Origin of the sequence: Mesorhizobium sp. B2-8-5 (genome assembly GCF_006440675.2) — a bacterium.
Classification (GTDB): domain Bacteria; phylum Pseudomonadota; class Alphaproteobacteria; order Rhizobiales; family Rhizobiaceae; genus Mesorhizobium.
Genome location: NZ_CP083951.1, coordinates 6,129,080 through 6,143,663 on the forward strand (window position 1 = coordinate 6,129,080; position 14,584 = coordinate 6,143,663).

Genomic DNA, 14,584 nt, shown 5'->3' on the forward strand with positions numbered 1-14,584 from the left:
GTCGGATGCCGTAAACCCGAAACCGGCCGCTTTTATCGAACCACGAGTCGTTTAGAAACACGGGCGCCTTAGAAATAGCGGCGGCGCGTGCGGCTTTCGGTCAGCTCGCGCACAGCCTCGCGGAATTCGCGCAGGCTGGCGCGGATATCGTCGATCTCGCCCTGCTGGTCGGTGGGGGGCTGGCCGGCGGGGGGCTGGTCGGCCTCGCCGGCGGCCGGCGACCGCGGATCATAAGGTGCCGCCGATGCCGAATAACGATCCTCATAGGGATCGGTCCGGCCATGGTCCGGCCGGTACGAATAGGAATAGCCCTGCTCGTATGGCGGCCGGAAATTCTCCCGGGCCGATGGTTGAGCCCCAGAATAGCGCTCTTCCCGGCTGGGCGCGCGCCAGGCGCTTTCGGGCGGAACAGAGTCCATATCCACCGTTTCGGCCGGCTCGCGCCGCACGAAATAGCGAACCGCCGAAGCAAGCGAGCCGAAAAGCCCCGGACGGCCGGCATCGTTGGCCGGTTCCGGCGGTGGCGCGACGGGCTGGACTGGAGCCGGCGCGGCTGCCGTCATCGGAGGCGGCACTGGAGGTGAGGCGGGCGGCGGTGTGTAGGATGCAGCTGCCGGCGGCGTGTAAGATGCGGCTGGGGGCGGCGTGAATGACGGAGCCGGCGGCGGTGTGAAAGACGCGGCCGGAGGCGGCGGCGTGAATGACCGAGCCGAAGGCGGGGCGACAGGTGGGGCCGGCGGCGTGACGAGCGGTGGCGGCGGCGGAGCGGCCCTGTTGGAACTGTTCTCCATCATTGGAGCGCGCTCATCGCCTCTGCGGCGCGAGCGGTTATCGGCCGTCTCGCGCAGGCTCGCATAGATGCCGCGCAGCGCGCCCAGGCCGATGCCGGCGAACAGGCCGGCGAACAGGCCGGCCAAGGCCATCACCGCACGCGACGGCCCCTTGGCCTGCAGCGGCGCATAGGCGTCCGAGATGACGCTTATGTTGGCGGTGTTGATGTCCTTCTGCTCGCCGGTTTCCTTGGCGCGCAGCAGGAACTGCTCGTAGACGGAGCGCTTGGCGGCGGCCTCGCGCTCCAGCTCGCGCAGCGAGACCAGATTGTTGTTGACGTCGCCGCTCTGCACCTTGGCCTGCGCCAGGCGCGACGACAGATCCTGCTCGAGCTGGACGGAGCGCTTCAGGTCGACCTGCAGGGAGGATGCGATGCGCTGCAGCTCGGCGCTGATGCGCTCGCGCGCGCCGGCGAGTTGGGCGTTGAGCGCCTCGATCTCCGGATGGCGGGGCCCGAGCCTGACCTCGGCGCGATCGGCTTCCTGCTTCAGCGCCGCATATTGCGAGCGCAGCTCGCTCATCATGTTGGAGTTGATTTCCTCGGGCAAGGTGCCGCTAAGGACCGAATTGACGTTCAGCGAGCGGGCCGAGGCGGCGCGGGCATTGAGCTCGAGCGTGCGGGCGCGGGCGACGGAAAGCTGCTCGTTGAGCTTCAACATCTGGTCGTCGCTGATCAGGTGGCCCTGCGCGTCGACGAGGTCGTGCGTCGCCCTGAAATCCTCGACCTGGCGTTCGGCCGTCTCGACGCCCTTGCGCAATTCGCCGAGCCTGGCGGTGAGCTCGTCGTTGGCGCGGCCCGCCGTGCTGGACTGGATCTCGCTGGAGATCTGCCTGAAGGCCTTGACCATGGTGTTGGCGATCAGCGCGGATTTCTCCGCGTTCTGCGTGGTGGCGCTGACCGAGACCACGAAGGTCTTGCCGCCGCGCTCGACATCGAGGCTGTCATACAGACTGCCGACCGCCAGCGCACGCTTGCGCGCTTCGTCCGCCGCGCCGGCATCCTGCCGCGACAGGATCGAGCGCAGCGTCGACATCAGACCGATGCCGCCCTTGCCCTGGCCGTTGAATTCGGGGTCGTTGGTAAGGTTGAGATCCGTGACGACCTTGTTGAGAACGGTGCCCGAAGTCAGGATGCGAACCTGGTTCTCGACGATGGCGAGGGTCGCATCCGAGGCGACCACGTTCTGCGTCAGGTCGCGATCGGTGAGCTTGAGGTCGCGCGGGTCGACAATGACGTCGGTCGTGGCCTCATACTTCTTCGGCGTCGACAAGGCGATGGCGACACCGAGCGCCGCGCCCAGGATGGTTGTCGACAGGATCAACGCCTTGGATCGCGTGACGCCGTGAACGACCTGCATCGGGTCGATCAGCGGTTTCCATTCCTCAGAATTGCCGCCGGCAGACGGCCGGCCTGCATGGCGAGGTTCGGGAGCGGCCTGCGGCTGGCGGCCTTCCGCAGTGGCCTCGTAGCGCTGCCCGAACGAAGCGGGCCGATTTCTTCCCGCCCGGTCGTCCCCGATTTCGGCCGGATCCGAATCCGGTTCCGCCTGATCGTGGTCAAATCCGCTGGTCTCGGCGGGACGCGGGTTCAACTTTTCTTCGCGCTCGGAACGCGCGGCGCGATGGCGCGCGGCTGCGTCCTCGCGCCAGGAAGAATTGGCCCGGTCGCCGATCGAGACCGTCTTGTCGTCGCCACGCATGGCTTGTCCGAGCGCGAGCAGAGAACGCTCGCGCCTCCAGTCATCACGGTTATCCCTGTCGACCATTGTCCTGGAACTTACTCTCTGGCGGCTTGGGCGCGCGGATCGGCCAATCGTTAAGCCACGCTAAACAGGCATAGGAAACAAACGGTTAATTTTGCGCCTCGGCGGGCAGAGTTTTTCGCCTTGCTCACGGCATTTCAGCGTCGCCGGGATGGGCGCCAGAACGCCGCGTTAAACTTTCCAGCCTATGTATCGCCCCCGACATGACCCAGGCCAGCGACATGCCGCAAAGGCGAAGCTTCGCGCGGACCGGCCACTTCGTGGCCACCCGCCGGAAACTGGTGTCCGACTATTTTTCGGCGATCAGCGGCGCCGGCGGTCGGCTGGTGTTCTCGCTGGCCTATTTCGTGGCTTTGGCCAACACGCTTTCGATCGCCGAGTTCGGCATGTTCGCGACCGCGTCGGCCGCCGGCATCATGCTGTCGCGCATCCTCGCCTTCGGATTCATTTCGGCGCTCTACCGCACCGCCACCATCCGCCCCAACCTGATCGGCACCTTCACCGCCGGTTTCCTGCTTCTCGGCGTCTTGTCGCTGCCGTTCCTCGCCGCCGCATCCTACATCGTCTACCTGATCTTCTTCGCCGGCGCCGTGCCGCTGTCGGCTTTCGCCGCGGTCGTCTTCGCGGAAGCGCTTCTGTGGCGACCGGTCGAAGTGGCGCTGATCGTCAACAACGGGCTCGGCAAATTCGGGCGGGCGGCCGTGCTCGCCATCCTGGCGACGGCGCTCAGGGCAGTCGGCGCGATCCTGTTCATGCTTGGCGCGCAGCACAGCATCGGCGTCTGGTCGCTGTTCTACATCGGCGCCAATGCCGCCTCACTCATCGTCGCCTTCGTCTTCTTCTATCCGCGCCAGCGGCTGAGGCTGCGCGCCGAGCTTTATTTCAGGCGGCTCGCCGATTCCATCTATGTCGCCGGATCCGAAGTGCTGTTCTATCTGCAGATGGAATTCGACAAGCTCCTGGTGCTGTCGATCGGCGGGCCGCATCTGGCCGGCATCTACGCCATCATCATGCGGCTGGTCGATCTCACCGCAATCCCGATCCGCACCTTCTCGATGATGCTGGTGCAGCGCATGATGCGGGCGCCGGAGCTGCTGTCGCGGCTGGCGGTCAAGAGCGGCATCGAGGGCGGCGTGTTCCTGGTCTCGACGCTCGCGCTCGTGTCGCTCGGCATCGTGCTGCACTTCTTCCCCAACGCGCTCGGCAAGAATGTCGCCGAGGCAGCGCCGCTGGTGGCGCTGGCGGTCTGCGTGCCCGGCCTGCGCAACCTCGTCGAATACCAGGCCGAGCTTCTCTTCGCGCGCGGCCAGACGGCAGTGCGGGCGATCAATCTCGGCCTGCTTGCCGGCCTGAAGGCGGTTTTGCTCACCTATGTGCTGACAACGATCCCCGACACGGCCAATCTGGTGCTGTCGCTCAACATCGTCTTCCTGCTGCTCTATCTCGCCTCGATGCTGCTGACCTATTCGGCCATGCGCCGCCCGGCGAAGGCGATCTGATTCAGGTGAGGCCGGCCTGCAAACAGCGGCTCCCTGCGCTTCCGGTGCTCACGTACTTTAGTACGCTCCGCTCCGGTTCTCGGAAGCCACTGTTTTCGACTCGGCCTGACCTGAATCCCGCGCAGGCTAATCGAGCTCGATCAGGCGGCGGATGCGGCCGATATCGGTGCCGATGAAGGACTGCATGCCGATCGCCACCTGTTCCGGCGCCATGGTCTCGACGAAGCGGCGGAATTCCTCATCCGACAGCGGCTCGCCGTTCCAATGGACGCGGCAGAATTCCTGCGAACCATGGAAATGGCCGACGCCTTCAAGCACGTCGTCGACATAGCGGCCATAGATCATGCATTCGGAGAACTGGCGCGCCGAACCGACGACGCCGACCCAGTCGCGGCCATGCACCTTCTCGATGCGCTCGCACATCGCGTTGACCGTCTCGCGGCGCCAGGCGATCAGCGTCGAGATGTAGTCGTGGCTCGATTGATTGGCAGAATCGATGCCGAGCGCGGCACCGGCATTGCGCGACCAGATGCGATGCTCGTCATGTCCATCGTTCGACAGCACGCCGTCGCGCCGGAACAGCCGCACCTTGCCGTCGCGCCAGAAAGCGCCGGTATCGAAGGGTTTCAGGAAGGCGACGTCGGAATCGCAGAAGACCAGCACGTCTTCCTTTGCCTTCCCGGCAATGGCGATACGGCGCAGCTGCTGCACATGCCAGCCGCGCAGCGGCTGCGTTTTGAGGCTCAGCCAGACACGGCGGCGGAAGCCGCTCAGCGGATCGTCGAACACGCGCAGCCAGCGCGGCAACAGGTCCCGCTCGTCGACGATGCTGCGACGGCTGCCTTCCAGCTGGCGAAACAGCGCGACGTCGCGATGCTCGGTGAGGATGTAATGATGCGCCACGCCGGTGACATGGCGGTCGATGGTTTCGCACAGAAGCCGGCAGCGCTCGAAATCGGGAGCGTAGCTCGCCGTGACGATCGCAGCCAGGGGCATGCGCGGCAGCGGTTCGATGGCGGTGGAGGTGCCCGGCACGAAGCGGCTGTTCACCGGCGCGCGTCCGCTGGCCGCGGCCCGAGCGACAGCTTCTGCCTGACGACGCGCCACAGGAAGACCGGATTGCCGACGATGTAGCGGCGCCACAGGCGGCCGGGCTCGATCCACAGGCGAAACAGCCATTCAAGCCGCAGCCGGCGCAGCCATAGCGGCGCGCGCGGCACAGAGCCGCTCATGAAATCGAGCAGCGCGCCAACCGCGACCGGCAGGGTGCAATGGCGGCTGTCGATGTGGCGTTCGATCCACAATTCCTGGCGCGGAACGCCCATCGCGACGAGGAGCACGTCGGGCCGCAGCCTGGCGATGCGCTCGAGGACCGCCGGCTCCTCGGCGGCGGAGAAGAAGCCGTCATGGATGACGACGAATTGGTGCTGCATGGCGAGCGTCGAAAGCTTCGCACACGCGGCTTCGGCATTGGCGCGCGTCGTGCCGAGCAGCGCCACCGTCAGCGGGTGCGACGAGGCCTGCAGGAAGGCCGGAATGAAATCGGTGCCGTTGAGGTTGCTGGGGAAAGGCGCGCCGTAAAGCAGCTTTGCCGCCATGTCGACGCCGACGCCGTCGGGCAGGATGAGGAAGTTTTCCAGCGCCTCGGCAAAGACGGGATCGGTGCAGGCAAGGTTGGCATTGTGGGCGTTGAGGAAGCTCACCTTGGTGAAGCGACGCTCGTCGATCAGCCTGGTGAGCAAGGTGATGGCCTCGTCCCAGCGTATGGCAAGCACGGGAATGCCCAAAATGGTCTTGAGCGTGTCGAAGCCGAAGGCGGCGCGCGCGGTGTGCATGTTCATGCGGCGACCTCCTGCCTGACGGCGCCGAGCTTCTCCAGGCCAAGCCCGATCGCGGCATCGAGCGCCTTGAGCTGGCGGCGATGGAAGGCGCTGCCGTCGTCGTCGCGGACATTGGCCGCGGCCGCCTGGAGAGCAGCGGCGAAGGCAATCGGATCGTCGGTCACCACGCAATTGTCGGGACGATAGCCGATGCCGCGCAGCGAGCGGCTGGTGGCGACGGACGGTAGGCCGAGCTCGAAGGTCTCGATGGTCTTCAGCTGCACCCCGCTGCCTGCGGTGCTGATCAAGGGAATGACGGCGGCGCCACGCACGAAGGCCTGCGCGTCAGGAACCCTGCCGACGAAGGAAACGCCGGGATGCGGCGAGCTGACGCCGGCAGGCATGTGGCCTGCGATCCTGACGCGGAAATCCGGCTTCAGATGCGGCACGACCTTGCTCAGGAACCAATCGAGCCCGATGCGGTTCGGCTGCCAGGTCCAGGTGCCGATCAGCGCGGCGTCGCAATCGACATGGCGCTTCGCCTTGCTTGCGGGCTCCTGCGCGCGGGTCACCAGCGGCAGCACCGCCGAGCGTCGGTCGGAGGCGACGCCAAGTGCGGCGCGGTCTTCCTCGGCCAGCGTGAAGACAAAGCGCGCGGCGCCGCAGAGGCGCTCCTCCATGACCTTGAGGAGCCTGGCCTCGCGACGGAACATCCAGCGCTGCAGCGCGCTGCCGGCCGCGGCGGCATTTTCCTCGGCCGAGCGATGCTCGACATTGTGCGCGACAAAGACGAATGGACGATCGGCGAGAACCTTCTCAAAGGCACCGGCGAACTGCACCGAGTTCAGGACGTAGCCATCGAAGGGACCGGCGCGCTCGATGGCGGCGCGGACTTCGCCGTCCGAAACGACGCGCAGCTTGACCGAGGAAAAGGTAAGGCCTGAGAGAATCGCCTTGCCCAGCCAGGCAAGCTTGCGCAGCGGCGAAGCGCTTTCGGTGCGGACCTCGACGGCGTCGAGCACGATGGTGTTCTGGGGATCGGACGGGGCCTTTCCCGGCCAGATGAAGCCTATCACCGTCACGCGCACGCCGGCCCGCCGCAGCGCGTCGATGATCGCGGCGTTGGCAATCTCGTAACCCGAGGCGAGAGCGCCATCAGGCACGATCGATGTGGCGAACAGCAGATGCATTTCACCTATCCTTGGCTGCAGCCGGTAGCAAAACGCGGTGAAGCCTTGATTAAATGGCACTGTCAAAGGCCGAAGACCCGACTTTTCCGACAGGCGGACGACAAGGTGATTAACGAAGCGTTATCACCGCGATGCTATCGAGGGCGCGGAACCCACGCTGCTGGAAACGGATGATCCCTTTGCCGTCCGACGCTTCTGTATCGATCGCGGGGCGGTCGCCGGGGCTTGCCGCCGAGACCGTCGAGGTGGTCGTGACGTTGCCGACCTTCAAGCGGCCGAAGCAGGTGCTGGAAACCCTGGCTTCGCTCAAGGCGCAGCGGACCGACAGGCGCTTTGCCGTCATCGTCATGGAAAACGAGGCCGAGGCGCGCGAGGGCGCGGGCGCGGTGCTGCCGCTGTTCGAAAGCGGCGAGATACCAGGCATCGTGATCATCGCGCATGAGCGTGGCAATTGCAGCGCCTACAATGCCGGCTGGCAGACGGCGATCCAGCAGTTTCCCAATTTCAAGCACCTCTTGGTCATCGACGATGACGAGATCGCCGAGCCAGACTGGCTGGAGCGCATGTGCAACGCCGCCGAGAGCCTCGGCGCCGACATCGTCGGCGGCCCGCAAGTGCCGGTCTTTGCCGATCCGAGCCACGCCAGATGGGCCGGACATCCGGTCTTTGCACCACCCTATCGTGAAACGGGCCGCGTGCCGGCGCTTTATTCATCCGGCAACCTGCTGGTGGGGCGCAACGTGCTTCAGGCGATGGGACCGCCCTTCCTCGATCTGCGGTTCAATTTCATGGGCGGCGGCGATTCCGACTTCCTCAGCCGTTCCGCGCAGAAAGGCTTCTTGCTCGGCTGGTGCGCCGAGGCAAAAGTCAACGAGACCGTTCCGGCCCGGCGCGTCGAGGCCGACTGGATCCGCGCCCGCAGCCTGCGCAATGGCGTGATCTCTACGCTGGTCGAAAAGAAGAAGCGGGCCGGCACGCCGCTTGCCGGCCTCAAGGTTTTCCTGAAGAGCCTGGCGCTGCTTGCGGCCTCGCCGTTGCGCGGCGCCGTCCGGCTGGCGCGCACCGGCTCGCTGACGAGCGGCCTCTACCCGGTCTATGTCGCGCTCGGCCGGGTGCTTGCCGAATTCGGATATGCCAATGAGCAATACCGGCAGCCTGAGAAGAATTGAGCGCGCCCCGCTCAGCGCCGCCTTCACCAGGGAAGGTCTGGCGACGGCTATCGCCGCGCTGTTGTTCACCGTCATCATCGTCTCGTTCCGGCCCTTCCAGCCGGCAGGCGCGGAACTGACCGGCGACGGCGGCGACATCGTCAACCAGCTCGGCTTCGGCTCGCTCGGCGCGGTCTCCATCTTCTCGTTGCTCGCCTTCGCCGATCCGCGTGTGGTGCGCTCGCTGGTGAGCCCGTCCTGGGCGCTGATGCTGGGCTTCTTCTTCCTGTCGGTGGTGCTCGCCACTGATCCGCCCGCGGCGATGCGCGCCGCCTCCTTCACCATGATCGGCATCATCACAATGGCGACGATCCTGGTGCTGCCGCGCGACGCCGACTCCTTCGCCAGGGTGGTGATCTTCACCGCCGTCGTGGTGATCGGCCTTTCCTATATCGGACTGATCGTCTTCCCGCATGAGGCGCTGCATACCGCCGACTCGCAGGAGCCCGAGCATGCCGGCCTGTGGCGCGGCGTCTTCACGCACAAGAACATCGCCGGTCCGGTGATGGCCTGTTTCAGCTTCGCCGGGCTCTATCTGTTCCGGCGCGGCCAGCGCTGGTGGGGCGCCGGCATCTTCTGCGCGGCGATGATCTTCATGCTGCACACCGGCTCCAAGACGACCGCCGGGCTGATCCCGTTCTCGATCATGATCGTGGTGCTGCCCAGCCTCATCGGCATGCGGCTGGGCACGCCGATCCTGTTCGCGCTGGCGATCGTGGCCACGGCCGTCGGTACGCTCGGCATCGTCTTCATCCCACCGGTGAAGCATCTGGCGGCGATCTATTTCCCGAACCTGACCTATACGGGACGCACGACGCTTTGGGAGTTCGCCGGCGAGATGCTGGCGAAGAAGCCATGGACCGGCTACGGCTATGAAAGCTTCTGGGGCATGCCGCTGCTGCTCAACCAGGATCAGCCCTTCGACCGGCCCTGGGATATCCGCACCATCGTTCATGGCCATGACGGCTATCTCGACATCGCCGTGCTGATGGGCATCCCGGCGCTCTGCGTCGCCGTCTACACCTTCCTGATCGCCCCCTTGCGCGACTACATGCGCATCCCGGCGCGCAAGGAAAACATCTTCCTCGGCGATTTCTTCATGATGGTGGTGCTGTTCACGGCGCTGAACGGTTTCCTGGAGAGCTTCTTCTTCCACCGCGGCGATCCCGTCTGGCTGTTCTTCGTGCTGGGCGTGCTTGGCTTGAGACAAGTCTCGCTGCGGCCGATCCCGGTTCGCCCTTCAAACTAGTTGGTTACGCAATTCCGGACGGAAAACCGCTGGACACTTTTCCTGGAATTGCTTCGACCTGGCCGATCGATCTCCTGCCGACTGCCCTTTTCCGTTGCGGCGCAACCGTCTAAGGAGGGCCTTCTTACGGAGGTTTTCATGACGATCAGGCTGGTTCTCGCCGGTTGCGGCAATATGGGTTACGCCATGCTCTCGGGCTGGCTGAAATCCGCCAAGCTCGAGCCGCAAGCGGTGTTCGTGGTCGAGCCCAACGCGGAACTGCGCCAGCGCGCCGAACATCTGGGCTGCCGTGCCGCCGCCGACGCCGCCGGCATTCCGGCCGATGCCGTGCCCGATCTTGTCGTCATCGCTGTAAAGCCGCAGGTGATCCGCGAGGTGACGGCGCACTACAAGCGCTTCGGCGACGGCAGGACCAGCTTTCTCTCCATCGCCGCCGGCACGCCGGTCGCCACCTTCGAGGAAATTCTGGGCGAGCTCGCGCCGGTGATCCGCTGCATGCCGAACACCCCGGCGGCGATCGGCAAGGGCATGATGGTGGTGTTTTCCAACCCGCTGGTCTCGGACGACGTCCGCCGTTTCGTTGCCGAACTGCTTTCGGCGAGCGGCGTCGTGACGACGATCGACGACGAAGGCCTCATGGACGCCGTGACCGCCGTCTCCGGCTCCGGCCCGGCCTATATCTTCCACTTCATCGAGGCGCTGACGGTTGCGGCCGAGAAGGCCGGCCTGCCCGCCGCGACCGCCAAGCTGCTTGCCATGCAGACCGTCTTCGGCGCCGCCTCGCTTGCCGCCGAAAGCGACGAGGAGCCGGGCGCGCTGCGCCAGCAGGTGACCAGCCCCAACGGCACGACCGCCGCCGCGCTTGCCGTGCTGATGGGCGGCGACCGGCTGACGAAGCTCGTCACCGAAGCCGTGGAAGCGGCGCGGCTCAGGTCGATAGAGCTGGGCAAGTAGCACCCTAACACGATCCGGGAAACAGCCCAGCCTGGCATGCGCCAAGCCGGCCAGGCCGGATCGACGATTGCTATACCGGCTAACCGGTTCCCCAAACAATCGGTGGGTTTCCCTTTGGCCCAAGGATTGCCGATTGACTTTGGCATAGGCCACCCAGATAAAACTTTCGTTCGCTGACAGAAGCAAATGTTCATTCGCTCGACTGAACATGCCGGCCTCGTCGGCGAGTGGGGAGTGCCTCGGCCGGGAGGGCCGAGGCGTCATTGAGTTGCGGGCATCATTCATGCTTCGAGCCGAAGCCGATGCCCCTGGGGAGGTAGAATGGACACCATACTTGCAGGCTTAAAAGGAGCCATCGACACGCTCGGCGCGACAGTGCTCTTGCCGATCGTCATTTTCATCATCGCCGTGGTCCTTGGAGCCAAGGTCAGCAAGGCCTTCCGCGCCGCCATCACGATCGGCGTCGCGTTCATCGGCATCAACCTCGTGCTCGGCCTGATGTTCACCTCGATCGGCGACGTCGCCAAGGCGATCGTCACCAACACCGGCATCCATCGAGACATCATCGATGTCGGCTGGCCATCCGCCGCCGCGATTGCTTTCGGTTCGTCGGTCGGCCTCTGGGTCATTCCGGTCGGCATCCTGGTCAACATCGTGCTTCTGCTCACGCGCATGACACGCACGCTCAATGTCGACGTCTGGAATTTCTGGCACTTCGCCTTCGTCGGCTCGCTGGTCGTCGCCGCCACCAACAATCTGGCATACGGCATCATCATTGCGGCGCTTGTCGCGGCGCTTGCGCTGCTCTTCGCCGACTGGTCGGCGCGCGCGGTGCAGCAGTTCTACGGCGTGCCCGGCATTTCCGTGCCGCATCTCGCCTCGGCGCAGATCCTGCCGATCGCCATCGTCCTCAACTGGATCATGGACCGTATCCCCGGGATCAACCGCATCAACATCAGCACCGAGACCATCGAGCGCCGCTTCGGCGTCTTCGGCGAGCCGGTGATACTCGGGCTCATCATCGGCCTGGTGCTCGGCCTGATCGCCTTCTACAACGCCGGCGATCTCGGCACCGTGCTGGCCAAGGTGCTCGGCACCGGCATGACGCTGGCGGCGGTGATGCTGCTTCTGCCGCGCATGGTGAAGATCCTGATGGAAGGCCTGCTCCCGGTTTCGGACGCCGCGCAGGAATTCGTGCGCAAGCGCACCGGCGACCGCGAGTTGCTGGTCGGGCTCGACTCCGCCATTCTGATCGGCCATCCGGCGGCGATCTCGTCGTCGCTGATCCTGGTGCCGATCGCAATCATCCTGTCGATCATCCTGCCCGGCAACCGCGTCATCCTGTTCGCCGACCTCGCCGTCATTCCGTTCATCGTCGCGATGACCGCGCCGCTGGTCAGGGGCAACGTCTTTCGCATGGTCGTCATCGGCACCGTGACGCTGGCCGTCGGCTTCTACGTCGCCAACGCGCTGGCGCCGCTGTTCACAAGTGCTGCCGTCGCGTCGGGCTTCAAGCTGCCGGCGGATGCGCTGCAGATCACCTCCGTGGTCGACGGGTTCCTTTGGGTTCCTTATGTGATCATCGAAGCGATCCAGGGGCTCGGTATCATCGGTATCGTCATCATCGCGGTGGTCATCGCGGCGCTGTTCCTGTTCTACCGCCGCAACCCGCTCGGCTGGGAACGCGCCGCCGGCGCCGAGGACGAGCCGGCCGACGGCACTGCCTGAACCGGTTTAGATCGTGATGGCGTTTCGTTGAATCGCCGTCACGATCCAACTCTTTGTTGGAGCATGATCTTTCTCCGAAAACCGGTTCCCACTTTTCGGGATCATGCTCTAGCCTGAAACTGAAACGATCGTGCGCCCCGAAGCCTATACGGCGGGGCGCACGGTTCGCATCAAATGGAGTAGCCCTTGTCCAATGGCCTGATCCAACTGCTGGACCCAGAGGCGGTGGTCCTCGGCTCCGACGCTTCGACCAATGAGGAGATCATCCGCATCCTGGCCTCCAGGCTGGAAGCGCTGGGCTACGTCAAGAGCAGCTATGCCGACGCCGTCGTGCGGCGCGAGATGACGATCCCGACAGGCTTGCCGCTGGAGCGCGCCGACAATGTCGCGGTTCCGCACACCGACCCCGAACATGTGCTTAAACCGGGGGTGGCGATGGGCACGCTCAAGCGACCCGTCACCTTCGCCAATATGGAAGATCCCGACGAGAAGCTGCCGGTGGGCTTCGTGTTCCTGCTTGCCATCAATGACAAGGACAAGCAGATTGACACGCTGCAGACCGTCATGGCCACCATCCAGAATCCCGCGGTGCTGGATGGCTTGAGGACGGCCAGGACCTTCGATGACGTCCGCGCCATTCTCAGCTGACAAGAGGAAAGAACATGTCCAGACAGAAAACCATTCTTTTTGCCTGCGGCACGGGCGTCGCGACCTCGACGGCGGTCAATGCCGCGGTGACCGAGGCGATGAAGAAGCGCGGCCTCACCTTTCACGCGCAGCAGGCCAAGGCCACGGAAGTGCCCGGACTGGCCGATAGCGTCGACTTTATCGTCGCCACCACGCCCATCTCGGCATCCGTGACCAAGCCGGTGATCAAAGGGCTCCCCTTCCTCACCGGCATCGGCAAGGACAAGGCGCTTGACGACATCGAGACGGAACTGCGCAAATAGCAGCGGCTCAGCCCGACAGGGCTGGTGAAGCAACCTTCGCTCCGTAGAGCATGTCATCCTGCAGCCGGCGCAGGGCGTAGAGCCTCGTCGTCCGGTCCGGCGCAGCATTGTCCTCGGTCAACAACGCACCCTTCCTGACAGACTTCAGCACCTTGCCGCCTTCGAGCAGACCGACCGGCACGGCACGACTGGCGCGCGCATCGGCAATCGTCATGGTCCAGGAGCGGTAGCAGGTCTCGCCGATGGCATCGAAGGTCTCGCCCGCGGCAAGGTCGCGCTTGGCGACCGCGCAGACTTCGGCCACCGGCCTCGGCAGAGGCACCATGTCGGGCTTGCCGTGGAGCATGATGCGGGCGGCGGTGAGCGGCACCTCCAGCGAAGTCAGGTGAAAGGGCCGGAACAAGCCGTAATAGGGGCCGTGGCCGACATGGAGATCGTCCAAGCGCTCGACAATGCGCGGATGCATCGCCTCGACGATGACGAAGACGCCGGGCGCCACGCCCTTGCCGATCGTATAGTCGACGACGCCCTTCCTCGACAGGAGGCCGCCGTCCTCCCGTGGGATCAAAACCTTGGCCAGTTGATCGCGATCGGCCTTGGGGCCGTGCATGCCGGGGACATCCGGGACCAGGCCGGTGGCATTGGCGATGGCGCACATCTCGACCATGGTTTTCGAGCCATCGACGAACTCGACCAGCATGCGCGGGTTCATGTTGCGCCGCGCCGCCTCTTCCCGATAATCGTCCGGAACGGCGTCATGGTTGAGCGGATTGTTCTTGCCCTTGCCGGCCGCGACGATGCCTAGCCCAAGCGCCGAGGCGAACTCGATCAGTTCCATGCAGCTCGACGGCTCGTCGCCCGCGCCGACCGAATAGACGACACCCAACCGGTCGGCCTGATGCTTCAGGTAGCAGCCGATGGTCACGTCGGCCTCGACATTCATCATCACCAGATGCTTGCCATGCTGCATGGCCATCAGGTCGAAATCGGCAGCGACGCCGGGTTTGCCGGTGGCGTCGATGACGACGTCGATCAGCGGGTTGGTGACCAGCATCTCGTTCGAGGTGATGGCGATCCTGCCGCTCTCGATCGCCCGGGTGACCCCGGAGCCGGTCTCGGTCTCGGCCGCCATCGCCTCGTCGCCATAGGCGATGCGGATCGCCTCGCGGGCGGTGTGCGGGCGCCGCGTGGAAATGGCCGCGATCGAAATGCCCGGCATCAGCATGCCCTGCGTCACCAGATCGGTACCCATCTCGCCGGACCCGATGACGCCGATGCGCACCGGCCTGCCCTCGGCGGCGCGCCGGGCAAGATCGCGGGCAAGCCCGGTCAAGGCGACATTGGTCATGCAAGAAAATCCACGGCTTTTTTGCTTCGGCCCGCAATACAGGG

The 14,584-nt window shown here is 65.1% G+C and carries 12 protein-coding genes; 7 read left to right on the forward strand and 5 right to left on the reverse strand.

Annotated elements, in window-relative coordinates:
• Positions 1–68: 68 nt before the first annotated feature.
• Positions 69–2,597 carry a GumC family protein gene (locus FJ430_RS30095; RefSeq protein ID WP_140709995.1) on the reverse strand — a complete coding sequence of 843 codons (2,529 nt, stop codon included), beginning with the start codon at positions 2,595–2,597 and terminating at the stop codon, positions 69–71.
• 200 nt (positions 2,598–2,797) lie between these two features.
• On the opposite strand from FJ430_RS30095, the gene FJ430_RS30100 reads away from it, so the two are divergent.
• Positions 2,798–4,093, forward strand: a complete 1,296-nt coding sequence (locus FJ430_RS30100) for a lipopolysaccharide biosynthesis protein (RefSeq protein ID WP_140709997.1) — start codon at positions 2,798–2,800, stop codon at positions 4,091–4,093.
• A gap of 126 nt (positions 4,094–4,219) precedes the next feature.
• On the opposite strand, the gene FJ430_RS30105 is transcribed toward FJ430_RS30100, so the two are convergent.
• From FJ430_RS30105 to FJ430_RS30115, 3 genes are read right to left on the reverse strand one after another with little or no spacing between them, the layout of a single operon-like run.
• The gene (locus FJ430_RS30105) at positions 4,220–5,143 is read right to left on the reverse strand and encodes a DUF6492 family protein (protein ID WP_140709999.1); all 924 of its coding nucleotides are present in this window, start codon (positions 5,141–5,143) and stop codon (positions 4,220–4,222) included.
• The gene (locus FJ430_RS30110; RefSeq protein ID WP_140710001.1) at positions 5,140–5,934 is read right to left on the reverse strand and encodes a WecB/TagA/CpsF family glycosyltransferase; all 795 of its coding nucleotides are present in this window, start codon (positions 5,932–5,934) and stop codon (positions 5,140–5,142) included. Before FJ430_RS30110 ends, FJ430_RS30105 begins: the two co-directional genes overlap by 4 nt.
• Positions 5,931–7,103 (reverse strand): glycosyltransferase, encoded by a 1,173-nt coding sequence (locus tag FJ430_RS30115; RefSeq protein WP_140710003.1) that lies wholly within the window; start codon positions 7,101–7,103, stop codon positions 5,931–5,933. The genes FJ430_RS30110 and FJ430_RS30115 overlap by 4 nt, the downstream gene beginning before the upstream one ends.
• 170 nt (positions 7,104–7,273) lie before the next feature.
• Between FJ430_RS30115 and FJ430_RS30120 the strand changes: the two genes are divergently transcribed.
• The 6 genes from FJ430_RS30120 to FJ430_RS30145 all read left to right on the forward strand — a co-directional run bounded on the left by FJ430_RS30120 (position 7,274) and on the right by FJ430_RS30145 (position 13,192).
• Positions 7,274–8,272: a glycosyltransferase family 2 protein gene (locus tag FJ430_RS30120; RefSeq protein ID WP_140710005.1), complete on the forward strand. Its 999-nt coding sequence runs from the start codon at positions 7,274–7,276 to the stop codon at positions 8,270–8,272.
• Positions 8,241–9,560, forward strand: a complete 1,320-nt coding sequence (locus tag FJ430_RS30125; protein WP_140710006.1) for an O-antigen ligase family protein — start codon at positions 8,241–8,243, stop codon at positions 9,558–9,560. Before FJ430_RS30120 ends, FJ430_RS30125 begins: the two co-directional genes overlap by 32 nt.
• Positions 9,561–9,698: 138 nt before the next feature.
• Complete coding sequence (gene proC, locus FJ430_RS30130; protein ID WP_140710008.1) at positions 9,699–10,514, forward strand: pyrroline-5-carboxylate reductase; 816 nt, start codon at positions 9,699–9,701, stop codon at positions 10,512–10,514.
• A 321-nt stretch (positions 10,515–10,835) separates the two neighbouring features.
• On the forward strand, positions 10,836–12,242 hold the full coding sequence (locus FJ430_RS30135; protein WP_140710010.1) for a PTS galactitol transporter subunit IIC: 1,407 nt from the start codon (positions 10,836–10,838) through the stop codon (positions 12,240–12,242).
• 186 nt (positions 12,243–12,428) lie between these two features.
• Positions 12,429–12,890 carry a PTS sugar transporter subunit IIA gene (locus FJ430_RS30140; RefSeq protein WP_140710012.1) on the forward strand — a complete coding sequence of 154 codons (462 nt, stop codon included), beginning with the start codon at positions 12,429–12,431 and terminating at the stop codon, positions 12,888–12,890.
• A gap of 14 nt (positions 12,891–12,904) precedes the next feature.
• A complete protein-coding gene (locus FJ430_RS30145) occupies positions 12,905–13,192 on the forward strand; it encodes a PTS sugar transporter subunit IIB (protein WP_140710014.1) in 288 nt (95 codons plus the stop codon).
• A gap of 7 nt (positions 13,193–13,199) precedes the next feature.
• Here FJ430_RS30145 and FJ430_RS30150 read toward each other — a convergent pair whose 3' ends face one another.
• The gene (locus tag FJ430_RS30150; protein WP_140710016.1) at positions 13,200–14,540 is read right to left on the reverse strand and encodes an NAD(P)H-dependent oxidoreductase; all 1,341 of its coding nucleotides are present in this window, start codon (positions 14,538–14,540) and stop codon (positions 13,200–13,202) included.
• Positions 14,541–14,584 lie beyond the last annotated feature (44 nt).